The sequence below is a fragment of the Brenneria roseae subsp. americana genome (genome assembly GCF_003115815.1).
Lineage (GTDB): Bacteria > Pseudomonadota > Gammaproteobacteria > Enterobacterales > Enterobacteriaceae > Brenneria > Brenneria roseae.
On record NZ_QDKJ01000003.1, the window covers coordinates 313,407 to 325,630 of the forward strand.

At 45.8% G+C, this 12,224-nt stretch carries 8 protein-coding genes, 2 tRNA genes and 4 pseudogenes; 6 read left to right on the forward strand and 8 right to left on the reverse strand.

From position 1 onward, the window contains the following. Window positions 1-5: 5 nt before the first annotated feature. Window positions 6-1,838, reverse strand: a complete 1,833-nt coding sequence (gene uvrC / locus B4923_RS05425) for an excinuclease ABC subunit UvrC (protein WP_109053342.1) — start codon at window positions 1,836-1,838, stop codon at window positions 6-8. Next, complete coding sequence (uvrY, locus tag B4923_RS05430) at window positions 1,831-2,487, reverse strand: UvrY/SirA/GacA family response regulator transcription factor (RefSeq protein WP_109053441.1); 657 nt, start codon at window positions 2,485-2,487, stop codon at window positions 1,831-1,833. Before uvrY ends, uvrC begins: the two co-directional genes overlap by 8 nt. A gap of 665 nt (window positions 2,488-3,152) precedes the next feature. Here uvrY and B4923_RS05435 point away from each other — a divergent pair. Further along, entirely contained in the window at window positions 3,153-3,377 is a 225-nt protein-coding gene (locus B4923_RS05435; protein ID WP_109053343.1) for a DUF2594 family protein, read from the forward strand. A gap of 116 nt (window positions 3,378-3,493) precedes the next feature. On the opposite strand, the gene B4923_RS05440 is transcribed toward B4923_RS05435, so the two are convergent. Together B4923_RS05440 and B4923_RS05445 are read right to left on the reverse strand one after the other, a co-directional pair. Then, window positions 3,494-3,784, reverse strand: coding sequence for a hypothetical protein (locus tag B4923_RS05440; RefSeq protein WP_109053344.1), 291 nt, complete (start codon window positions 3,782-3,784; stop codon window positions 3,494-3,496). 641 nt (window positions 3,785-4,425) lie between these two features. Then, window positions 4,426-4,501: transfer RNA gene (locus B4923_RS05445), tRNA-Lys, on the reverse strand. Window positions 4,502-4,835: 334 nt separating this feature from the next. Here B4923_RS05445 and cycA point away from each other — a divergent pair. Beyond that, window positions 4,836-6,242 carry a D-serine/D-alanine/glycine transporter gene (cycA, locus tag B4923_RS05450; RefSeq protein WP_109053345.1) on the forward strand — a complete coding sequence of 469 codons (1,407 nt, stop codon included), beginning with the start codon at window positions 4,836-4,838 and terminating at the stop codon, window positions 6,240-6,242. Between the two features lie 173 nt (window positions 6,243-6,415). Here the strand turns inward: cycA and B4923_RS05455 are convergent, their stop codons facing one another. Together B4923_RS05455 and B4923_RS05460 are read right to left on the reverse strand one after the other, a co-directional pair. After that, complete coding sequence (locus B4923_RS05455; protein ID WP_109053346.1) at window positions 6,416-6,682, reverse strand: sigma-S stabilization anti-adapter protein IraP; 267 nt, start codon at window positions 6,680-6,682, stop codon at window positions 6,416-6,418. A 274-nt stretch (window positions 6,683-6,956) separates the two neighbouring features. After that, a pseudogene (locus B4923_RS05460) lies at window positions 6,957-7,223 on the reverse strand (LysR family transcriptional regulator); the annotation flags it as partial. Window positions 7,224-7,602: 379 nt separating this feature from the next. On the opposite strand from B4923_RS05460, the gene B4923_RS05465 reads away from it, so the two are divergent. Continuing rightward, window positions 7,603-7,678: transfer RNA gene (locus B4923_RS05465), tRNA-Asn, on the forward strand. Window positions 7,679-7,839: 161 nt separating this feature from the next. Further along, a pseudogene (locus tag B4923_RS05470) lies at window positions 7,840-8,337 on the forward strand (tyrosine-type recombinase/integrase); the annotation flags it as partial. A gap of 222 nt (window positions 8,338-8,559) precedes the next feature. Here B4923_RS05470 and B4923_RS21290 read toward each other — a convergent pair. Next, window positions 8,560-9,541 (reverse strand): annotated as a pseudogene (locus B4923_RS21290) (transposase); the annotation flags it as partial. A 97-nt stretch (window positions 9,542-9,638) separates the two neighbouring features. Between B4923_RS21290 and B4923_RS05490 the strand changes: the two are divergent. Then, window positions 9,639-9,989 (forward strand): annotated as a pseudogene (locus B4923_RS05490) (hypothetical protein). Between the two features lie 222 nt (window positions 9,990-10,211). Here the strand turns inward: B4923_RS05490 and B4923_RS05495 are convergent. Beyond that, window positions 10,212-11,132 carry a LysR family transcriptional regulator gene (locus B4923_RS05495; protein WP_109053350.1) on the reverse strand — a complete coding sequence of 307 codons (921 nt, stop codon included), beginning with the start codon at window positions 11,130-11,132 and terminating at the stop codon, window positions 10,212-10,214. A 121-nt stretch (window positions 11,133-11,253) separates the two neighbouring features. On the opposite strand from B4923_RS05495, the gene B4923_RS05500 reads away from it, so the two are divergent. After that, complete coding sequence (locus tag B4923_RS05500; RefSeq protein ID WP_109053351.1) at window positions 11,254-12,219, forward strand: transporter substrate-binding domain-containing protein; 966 nt, start codon at window positions 11,254-11,256, stop codon at window positions 12,217-12,219. Window positions 12,220-12,224 lie beyond the last annotated feature (5 nt).

Genomic DNA, 12,224 nt, shown 5'->3' on the forward strand with positions numbered 1-12,224 from the left:
TGTCCCTAGTGTTTCAATGCATGGAAGATCTTTTCTGCCAATGCATGTGAAATACCCGGTACATTTGCAATTTCCTCAACGCTGGCGTTCATCAAAGGCTGCAGCCCTCCCATGTATTTCAGCAGAGTCTGCCGACGTTTGGGCCCAACACCTTCAATGAGCTCTAATGTACTGGTGTTCTTAACTTTTGCTCTTTTCTTGCGATGCCCACCAATCGCATGATCGTGAGAATCATCGCGAATATGCTGAATGACGTGCAAAGCCGGCGAATCTGGAGGCAACACTACGCCCTCCCCTGTCGCCTCAAAAAACAGTGTTTCAAGGCCCGCTTTACGATCGCTGCCTTTTGCCACACCGAGTAACAGGGGTTTATTCTTATCCCATGCCACTTGCAGTGAGTCAAATACCGCCTGCGCCTGCCCCAGTTGTCCCTTACCACCGTCAATAACAATCACATCAGGGATTTTGCTGTCATCCAGTGCCTTGCCGTATCGACGTTTGAGTACCTGAGCCATCGCGGCATAATCATCACCGGGCGTAATGCCACTAATATTATAGCGCCGATACTCCGATCGCAGCGGACCATTTTCATCAAACACGACACAGGATGCCACAGTCTGTTCACCCATAGTATGACTGATATCAAAACACTCCATGCGTTTAATTTCAGGCAATTGTAAAACATTAGCTAACTCGGTCAGTCGCTGGTGAATAGTCGATTGCTGCGATAATTTCGTCACCAGAGCCGTCGCCGCATTGGTACGGGCAAGTTTCAGATACCGGGCACGATCGCCACGTGGTTTGCTTTGGATTTGCACTTTTCGACCAGCGACTTCAGTTAACGATTCTGTGAGTAGATCTTTATCCGGCAATGTGAAATCGAGCAGAATTTCCGAAGGTAAGGTTCGGGCCACACTCCCCTGTAGGTAAAACTGTCCAACAAATGTTTGTACTACTTCACCCAATTCAGTCCCGCCTGGCACTCTTGGAAAATAGCTACGGCTACCCAGCACTTTCCCCTGACGAATAAACAGTACGTGCACACACGCGATCCCGGCGTCAAAGGCCACGCCGATAACGTCGAGATCTTCACCATCACCCGAGACAAACTGTTTTTCCGTCACGCGACGAACGGCCTGAATTTGATCGCGAATACGCGCCGCTTCTTCAAACTTCAATTCACGACTGGCCGCTTCCATTTTTGATATCAGTTGGTTAAGAACTTGCTGATCTTTTCCAGACAAAAACAGACGGACATAATCAACCTGTTGCTGATAGTCCTCTTCGCTGACCAGTCCCGCCACACACGGACCAAGACACCGACCAATTTGATACTGTAGGCAAGGACGAGAGCGATTACGGTATACGCTGTTTTCACATTGGCGAACGGGAAACAGCTTTTGCAGCAGCAACAACGTTTCGCGCACGGCATTTCCATTTGGAAATGGCCCGAAGTACTCGCCTTTGGCGTGTTTGGCTCCACGGTGCACGGCCAACCTGGGATGCCGGTCGGCACTGAGAAAAATCATGGGGTATGACTTATCATCACGCAGTAATACGTTGTAACGCGGCTGATAGAGCTTGATATAGTTATGTTCCAGCAGCAAGGCTTCCGTTTCAGTATGCGTGATCGTCACATCGATCTGCCTGATACTTCTTACCAATGCCTCCGTTTTGCGACTGGCAACATTGCTGCGAAAATAGCTGGAAAGTCGTTTCTTTAAATCTTTCGCCTTACCGACATAGATCACCGTATTTGCGGCATCATACATACGGTAGACCCCAGGCTGGCTGGTTACCGTCTTTAGAAATGCCGAAGCATCGAAGCTCTCACTCACTACTTAACAATGTCTCCGCATTAAAAAGCCCGTGGCGAATTGCCAGGTGCGTCAACTCGACATCACCATTGATATTCAGCTTGCTGAACATCCGATAACGATAGCTGTTCACCGTTTTAGGGCTCAGATTTAACTGGTCAGAAATCTCAGTGACTTTCTGCCCTTTGGTGATCATCAGCATAATCTGCAACTCACGCTCAGACAGGCACTCCAGGGGGGTCTCCGTCTGCGGCTCCAACTGACTTAGTGCCATTTGCTGGGCGATATCCGAAGCAATGTAACGTTTGCCGGCATGCACGGCACGAATGGCACAGATAACTTCCTGCGGGGCTGCGGCCTTGCTCACGTATCCTGCGGCCCCTGCTTGCATTACTTTAGCAGGTAAAGGATTCTCTGTATAAATAGTTAGCATAATTACTTTTATATCAGGAGAAAATCGCAAAATTTTACGTGTCGCCTCAAGACCACCGATTCCCGGCATACTCATGTCCATTAAGACAACATCAACAGTGTTGCTACGGCACCACTTAACGGCATCTTCACCGCATGACGCTTCACCAACAACCTTAAGACCTTTGATATCGTCAAGAATGCGCCGTATCCCTGCCCGCACCAGTTCATGGTCATCAACAAGAAAAACGCTAATCAAAGAATAATTCTCCAAAAAAGGGAGTAACACTTACATAAAGAGTTGCTTGCAGGTGATACTACGTTGGTTTCGAAAAATAATGAATACTGTTTATATGAATATGTATTTTTAAATATGCCATGAAGTAATAAATAATCAATACCACAGCATAATGATAACAATATACTGTTATGCTCAGCGTGTATATTGATCACATTCTTAACATCCAGATTATAACTTTAAGCCCTCTGCGCCTAAGCCGTTCATGACACTGAACATTAACAAAAAACCAATGCCAATCAATGGCATGCGATTGGCATTAAATTCTGCATGTCAATAAAAAGACACTATTGTAATCGTCTTTCACATCAATATCTTATACTCAAAATGCGTGTATCACATGAATATCACACCTTAAAAAAACATGCAGATTGAAAGTTTTATGTATTTTTACAAAAACATTTGAATATCAATTTATCCTATAAAAGCCAGCAATTAAATACGACAAAAATTAAGTTAAACGCATAAAAAACGGCCACTACATAGTGATTACTGATTAATAATCACTGCCACGAATATGCATTATGCTATACTCGCCGCCATCTGATTGCGCTGGTAGCAAAGTCATTAGACATGTAACTGGCTGACTGAGAACATTTTATGCTGTTTATTGTTAAGGAGAAAACATGGGCAATGTAGACTTTTCCACTGCGGCTTCGGTAGAAGCGTTATCACACGAAGTCACCTGTCTGAAAGCAACAGTAACACTGTTGCTCAAGGCTATCGGTCAGGCAGACGCCGGAAAAGTGATTATCAACATGGAAAGATATATTGCTCAGTTAGAAGACCCTGAGCAGGCCGCCGTGTTCGGTAACACAATCAAACAAATCAAACACGCTTATCGTCAATAGGCCACGTTTCAAATCCGCTGACACCAAATCTTTGATGTCAGCGGCATCTTCTCTGTATGACGCATGATGTGGCGATTTTTACGCACATCACCTTCAAAAAACGACGGTGCGCTGCGTTACATCTGTTTTTCTAAACTTCTCAGTTTGAGTAAGAGTTCTTCTTCCGTCTTTTTGTATTGCGTCAACTCAGTTACCCGCACCTTGTCCATAAACTGCTTTCTGGCGATGGCCTTTATTTCATCCACCAAACGTCTCAGTTCGATAAAACATTCGTTGATTTTGTACTCCTTGGCTTTCTCGGAGCAGATGATTTCATGAATTGCCTGACTCAGTTCAGACAGTGAGATGACGGATTTTGGATCCTGATGACTCTTTTCCACAACAGCCAACAATTTTGCAAATCCCATATAACCTCCAAACTCACAGCAGCAATTCGCTTAAAACCAGTTAAGTAATATCCGCAACCGCGATGCCTTGGTGAAGATCAACCTTCGGCGAATACCGATGATCAACCCACATTGAGTATAGCACTTCACTATCAATGTAAAGTGTTGCGAGAAAACCGAGTATCAAAAGTCTCCGTCACCTCTCAAGTTACAGGGACATTGACCGTCCTAAACGACTCGGTTTCTCTCTGGGCTTCCCTTTTCCGGATCGCGGCAAGCAGGCGTTCAAAGCGGTTCCAGACGGATTTTTCATTCAGGATTTTGGGGTAAACTTCGGGGGATTCATTCTGTTGCCGCATTTCGAATGTCTATTAAGTATAGAAATGACTTTATTTAATAATCTTATTACCTGTTTAAATAACACAGGATGGATGAAGGAAACTCGACTATCAGACATTCAATCTAATAATATTACTTGATTCAAGTAAAAAATCAGAAATCGCTAATTAACACTTATACATTGATATTAATTTAACAATGCGTTTTAAAGAAAAGATAAAGTATTAGATATTGAACTTTAACAATTAAAATAAAGAAAAAGTAACAATAATATTGAAGGGCTTTGAAAAATGGAACAAAAACGCAGCAATACACAGAATTGTTGGTGGGTCGTCGGGGGCTCGAACCCCGGACCAATTGATTAAGAGTCAACTGCTCTACCGACTGAGCTAACGACCCAACGGCGTGGATTATTCTCCTCTTGGGGGCAACTGTCAAATAGTTCACAATGATTTTTTCTTATTTTCTTATCATCACGAATTACATTGTGAGCAATGCACAACTTTGCTAACCTACGCGCCGAATACACCCACTCCCTTCATATTCAATACGCCGTTTATTCAGGGCAAAAAACATACAGAATTATACCATGCAATTATTCACTCTATTTGTGTTAGTCACTCACTATAATGAGTGAGACATTTACGCTATCTTATCCACGGCAACATGAGTCAACGAGAGCCACTCAAGAGCTCACAACAACATCACAGATAAAAACAGGAAATAGTATTAAATGGTAGACCAATCAAAAGAGGTTACAAACCTCGCTGCCACGACCGAAGATGAAGGACTAAGGCGTAACCTGACTAACCGACACATCCAGTTAATTGCCATCGGCGGAGCCATTGGCACCGGATTATTCATGGGGTCGGGAAAAACCATCAGTCTTGCTGGTCCCTCAATCATCTTCGTTTATATGATCATTGGCTTTATGCTGTTTTTTGTCATGCGGGCCATGGGTGAACTGCTGCTGTCCGACCTGAACTATAAATCATTCAGTGATTTTGCTGCGGATCTGCTTGGTCCCTGGGCCGGTTTTTTTACCGGCTGGACATACTGGTTCTGCTGGGTTGTCACCGGCATTGCAGATGTCGTTGCAATCAGCGCCTATGCCCAATTCTGGTTCCCGGATCTCTCACAGTGGATATCCTCACTGCTTTGTGTGCTCCTGCTGCTCACATTAAACCTGGCAACCGTGAAATTATTTGGTGAGATGGAATTTTGGTTTGCCATGATAAAAATCGTGGCTATCGTTGCGTTGATTATTATCGGCGTAGTGTTAGTTATGATGAACTTCCCTTCACCATCGGGCTCTGTCGCATCGTTTAGCAATCTGTGGAATGATGGAGGAATGTTTCCTAAAGGCCTTAGCGGATTTTTCGCTGGTTTTCAGATAGCCGTCTTTGCCTTCGTCGGTATCGAGCTGGTGGGCACCACCGCCGCAGAAACAAAAAATCCACGCGTGGTATTGCCCAGGGCGATTAATGCGATCCCAATCCGTATCATCATGTTTTATGTGTTTGCATTGGTGATGATCATGTCGGTCACACCCTGGAGTGCTATCGCCCCCGATCGTAGCCCATTCGTTGAGATGTTTGTCCTGGTCGGCTTACCTGCTGCCGCCAGCGTGATCAATTTTGTGGTACTAACCTCTGCGGCCTCATCGGCCAACAGTGGTGTATTTTCCACCAGCCGGATGCTTTTTGGATTAGCAAAACAAGGGGATGCACCGAAACGCTTTGGTATGTTATCTAAACGCGCCGTGCCTTCTGCCGGCTTGATGTTCTCATGCATCTGCCTGCTGTCCGGGGTCGTATTGATTTACCTGATCCCGAATGTAATGACCGTCTTTACATTGGTAACAACAGTCTCAGCCATTTTATTTATGTTCATCTGGAGCATCATCCTCAGTGCTTATCTGGCATACCGCAAAAAACGCCCGCATTTGCACGCCAGTTCACAGTATAAAATGCCATGGGGTATTTTCATGTGCTGGGTTTGTCTGGCGTTTTTCGCTTTCGTCATCGTATTGCTTACCTTGCAACCCGACACCCTGCAGGCGCTACTTGTCACACCGCTCTGGTTTATTATTCTGGCAATAACCTATCAGGTTATTCGCAAGAAAAAACAAGCATTATAGATAAGTAGGAATAGATATCATTCCGGAGAGGCGCTGACGAATAATCAGCGTCTTTATTTTTGAAATGCGTTTTTCATCGAAAATGCTTTCTCAATCGATGAGAATATTACTAATAAATACTATACAAACAATATGGCTACGAACCACGCAATCATCCTGACAATATAAGAAAATTAATCTCGCAAAGAGAATGTAGTAATTGAATTAATATTACGAATCAATAATTCGTCAGCTAAACATCCGTGCTCCGCAGCACGTTGCGTCTCTTTTGCCAACTCGCTTTCTATTTTCCTTGCCAGCTCATTCAGCTTTTCATCATCTAGCGTTGAAATAATTGCAGATACCAATATTTCCAATGACTTAACTTTGGCACTAAGTTCTTTTTCTCCAATCTCTTTTTCTGCCAATTTTATTAAAAGATGAGAAAGAATATTATTCATTTGAACTCCTCGGTCAAAGAAACCATCGTCATACACACCACAATGCCCCAACGTAAGGTTGGCATATAGAGGTAGAGAAAACATAACGATGATTAATGTAACACCGGAACTAGTCGCACCGCCAGTACATATCACAACTTTGAGGTTGTCATATTCATACTGTGCGGATAAAAATTAAATCGGAGATAAATGAATATACTGATTAAAAGTCTCAAAAACCATTTTATATAGCCAGCCATTGCCTAAATGACTGGCTATCTAAAGTCTATACGTTCACAGACTGCCTCACCCCATTGACTGCATTTTTCGCCTGCTCGCATTGAGACAAAATGGTTTATGCATGCGAATAAAGAATTTTCCCCGCTTCTGTGGGTGTAACTCCACGTCGGCTACGTACCAGCAACTGCTTTTCAAGCTCACTCTCCAGCGTAGCGACCTGCTGGCTCAGCGCTGGTTGCGCAATGTGCAACAACTCAGCAGCCTGTGTCAGGCTACCGATATCAACGATCTTCACAAAGTATTTGAGCCGTCTAAGATTCATTTCTGCCTCCTGAGTAGTTACTCTAAAGAGGTAGCAAAAAACGCGCCATATTCTGTACTTATTGCAATGAAAATACAGTACGCACTTGATAAGCCACGGGTAAAATAAGGAAAACAAATGGTTCGCGGATCAAATCAGGCTGTCGGGCGGTGAATGACCCAGCTTTTCCCTCCCCCACTTATGCACCATGCTAATGCAATCATTGCTATTTCAAGGTGCAAACAAACCATCCTGAACAGCCAATGTTCCGCTTCGGTACTGATAACTTGCGCTGCAATTTCAATATGTTGATTATTACTTCAGCAATCAGTCGCCACAACGCATAACTCTCTTTGACAAGGTGAGGTGCTCCCGCTATCATCCCCCGCAGTTAACCGATTCCTCTGTAGTTCAGTCGGTAGAACGGCGGACTGTTAATCCGTATGTCACTGGTTCGAGTCCAGTCAGAGGAGCCAAATTCTTGTTTTCATGCATCTTTGCGAATCCTTATATGATTTAGATTCAATAGGTTAGCGTGAAAAGTCTTCCCGATGCATTTTCAGTTTACCCTCCGCATCGGGAGAATTTGGTGGTCAGATTTGGGGTCAAGTTGGTTCGATGACGGAGTGACCCCCAAATGTCTCTCAACGACACGAAAATCCGCAGTCTCAAGCCTTCTGATAGACCTTTCAAAATCTCCGATTCACACGGTTTGTATCTTTTGATCAATCCAGGCGGTTCACGTCTCTGGTATCTCAAGTACCGTATCAATGGTAAAGAATCCCGCCTTGGTTTAGGCGCTTATCCCGATGTCTCCCTGTCTGGCGCACGGCAACAGCGCAACGGCATCCGCAAGCTGCTGGCGCAGAACATCAATCCGGCGCAACAGCGTGCCGCTGAGCAGGCGGCGCGTTCACCGGTTAAGAATTTCAAGACCGTGGCGCTGGGCTGGCATAAAAGCAACAAGACATGGTCGGAAAACCACGCGACCCGCTTGCTTGCCAGCCTGAACAATCACGTTTTCCCGGCGATTGGTCATCAGCCGATCACGGAACTCAAAGCCCGGCACTTCACCGTCCTGCTGAAAGGTATCGAAGAAAAAGGCCTGTTGGAGGTAGCGGTAGCTGTCAACGAAGTTGTCACCCTTAATGAGTTTTCATGCTGCTTTTTCTGATGCCAGTTGTGGCTTATCCGGATTCAACATCACCACGCCTACACGTTGCCATTGGCGGCATTGCCTTGACCATCGACCCGATCTGGCTTTCCTCGCCGCTTCATATACCGCTTTCCTGTTTGCCAGCAGGCTTATATCTTGTCCCTGGTGGCGCTGTTCCGGTGTCACATAACCGATGCCGCTATGCCGATGCGCTTCGTTATACCAGCGGCTAAAGCGTTCAACCCACCGTCTGGCTTCATCAAGTCCCGTGAAGCCCGCTGACGGCCAGCCCGGCACATATTTTAACGTTCTGAACAATGACTCCACGAACGGATTGTCGTTATTGACCCGGGGCCGACTGTGCGAACCCGTGATATTCAGCTCTTCCAGTTTTGCCTTTAACGTTTGGGACTTAACGGCCTCGTACCCGTGACGCACACCACGTCACACCCCAGGTCCAGACTTGGCAGGGCGCAGTGGCATGGTAGCTGGTCGGCTTACTGATGGTTACCGGCGCCCGGCTGCGGGCGGCCGCGGTGATAAACCTGACCATGGCGCCGGAGTATCCGGTAAAACGTTGATTCGCTCGCCAGATAGACGCCGTTGTCCGCCAGACGCGGAACGATCTGCGCAGGGGGCAGGCTGGCGTATTCCGGCTGGTTACACACGGTCAGCACCTGCTGTTCCTCCGCCAGCGTCAGTTTATTGCCCGGGGGCGGACGTACTGCGCTGGGACGCCGGTCTTCGGCCTGTCTGTGCCATCTCTTCCAGGTTCTCAGGCAGATATTCACTTCTCGGCAGGCCGGAGCCAGACGGGCCCCCTGATTCATCGCCTCCCGTATCCACTGGATAAATTGCATGCGTTCGAGGGCGGGCGTCAGTCGTCCTCGTCTTCCATCCCGTAGTAACGGTTGAGCTTTTTTCGCAGTACCAGCAAGGCGGCAGCCTCCGCCAGCGCTTTTTCTTTTCGCGCCAGCTCACGTTTAAGTTGTTTGTTTTCTTTAGCCTGTTGCTTTAACTGCGCTTTATCCGCAGGGCTATCGTTATTCTGTTCGATAAAAGCCTGCTTCCACTGTGCTATTTGCTGTGGATAGAGTCCTTTGCGACGACAGTATTCCCCTAATTCCGCCTCACTGAGCGTGGCGGTTTCAACAATGACGGCAAAACGGGCTTCGCTCGACCATAGATTTTCAATAGGGGCTGACAACTATCCTGACAGAGGGGGAAAATGCGGACACACAGCCGGGACGTCTAACCACAACATTATGAGGACTAATGCTATGGCTAACGCTGATAGTAACACGAACACGTACCATGACTCGCTGCCGGATACTGATTGCCTTTATTCCGCTATGCGCGGCGCGCTAGCCGACCTGGATTTTTCCCATATGGACGATGATCAACGGCTGCTGACGGCGGATTATTGCGAAGGCACCCGCGCCGGGCTCTGCCACTGCCTGAATTTTATTGGCGACACACTCGTGACCTTTGCTGATAACCAAGTACAGTAATTTACGTCTGCCAGTCTGTGTCAATTAGGTCATAGCCTAATATCGGTAAGTTTGCTTATCCCCGCCCTTACAGATTTGCAGCAACGCGCGGAAGCGCCAGTTCGTCGGACAACGGGCTGAATTCTGAAAAATTAGACTAAAGCTCCACTGTCTGTAGAGGGCTGTGAAGCTTTATTCTTTTCGAAAAGCGAAAAATTACACCTCATTTCCCTGTTCCGTTGTTTACTGCCCGGCAATCCGAATTCCAGTTAACGACAATATGTTACAGGTATTAGAAAAAATTAAAGCTCTCACATCAAAGCCAATACATCTCTGTTCACTTAGTCGTTACATCCTCAACTTTCAGATATGAGGAACCACCAGCCTGACATTTTTCATCAAGAAATCAATAAACACCCTGGCTTTGGGGGGAGTCAGATAATTAGGAGGAGATATTATGTAAGCAATATCCTTTTGTGGCGGGATAATTTCATATTCATGGAGGGCTACGACCAGTTCGCCAGACTCGATCAGTTTCTGCGCTACAAAATTTGGCAGGATACCGATACCACGGCCTTCTAGCACTGCATCCAGCATCGCATCACCGTTATTCGTGATCAATCGGGGTTGTATTGAAATCTGGTATTCCTGACTATCCTTTGCAAAACAACATGTTGTTCCAAAACCCCGATCTTTAGGCATGAAGACAGAGTGCTGTTTAAGCTCATCAAGCGTAGCCGGTCGATCTCTTTCATACTTTTTTGCGCATACCAGAACATAATTCACGGGCATGAGTACCCTGGCGACCCAATCTTCGGGAGGACGATTGGTAATTCTAACCGCGAGGTCATAACGCTCTCGAAGCAGATCAGCAAGATTGTCCGAAAGATCCATATCCACATGTACATCCGGATACTGCGCCAGAAAGTGTGGAAGCAGTGGCGAAAGAACCATTTTACCAAGCGTAGCGGGTGCCGTAATCCGAAGAAATCCCTGAGGAATCTCTCGGTAAGTTTGCGCTCTCGCTAACAATTCATCCGCCTTCCCAATAATTGCACAGGCCATCTCATAAATTTCCCGCCCAGCTTCCGTCACCTGCAAGTATCTCGTCGATCTTTGCAGCAGAACAACATTGAGATCCTTCTCCAGACGGTCTATCTGTCTGGCGACGGATGAAGGACTTAGTGACATAGCTCTTCCCGCCGCAGAAAAACTGCCCCCCTTTACTACCTGGGTAAAAGTGACCAGATTAGGCAACAGTCCCTCAATGTTATTTATGCACACGGTGCAAAACTCCTTTTTAAATGTGTCTATTCACAGATGTTGAAATATCTTCAACACTACACCTGACGGTTAATCTGGCTCCTTCGATGACATAGGAACCCCCCAATAGGGAGAATCATATATGATTATTGAAAGCATACGAAAGCGAGGATTTCTCCGGGCCGGGGTTAGCCTGGGATTTCAGGGATTCTCTTGGCTAAATCCGGCCACAAATCAGTGGCAGGGATTCGATATTGAGCTCGCCCGGGCCGTATCAGCCGCGGTGCTAGGCGATAAAGAAAGTATCGAGTTTATACCTTTACCTTCATCTGATCGTTTTGACACGTTGCAAAATAATCAGATAGATATTGGGACATATAATGCCAGTATTACACTAAGCCGTGAAATAATTTCCCAGGTCCATTTTACCCATCCCATGTTATATGACGGGGAAGGATTGCTTGCAAGAAAAACGGAAAGAGATGAAAACGCCTCAACTTGGATAAATTTATTATCTTGTCATCCACGTATTGCGGCACTCAAAGGATCTACGACTCATGAAAATCTGATCCATTTTTTTCAGTCCCACAATTATAATTTCGATGTTGCTTTATATAAGTCTCCCAAAGAAGCTTATCAGGCTTATGATGATGGCGAATGTAATATATTCTGTCTGGATCGTTATCTTCTTGCTGGGATACAGACTGTTCTCAGGGCGCCATCCGAACACGAGATCCTTCCCTATATTATTTCCCGGGAAGCGATGGCGCTTTTTATCAGTGATTCAGACCCACAATGGCGAGCGACTACGACATGGATCATGAGAACATTAATCGAAGCAGAATCTCTCGGGATTAATGGACAAAATATAGAGGAATTTAATGAAAACAAAGATTCTTATGAATATCGATTCCTCAATCCTCCCGATTTTTTTTGTAAATATCTTGGGCTTGATCGTCATTATGTAAAAAAAACAATAAGAAGCGTAGGTAATTACGAAAATATTTTTGAAAACACACTCGGCTCCCGTTCAAACATCAATGCTCCCAGGAGAGAAAACCGCCCCTGGCGACAAGGCGGCATGCTTTGGTGCCCAAATTTTATTTAATGAAA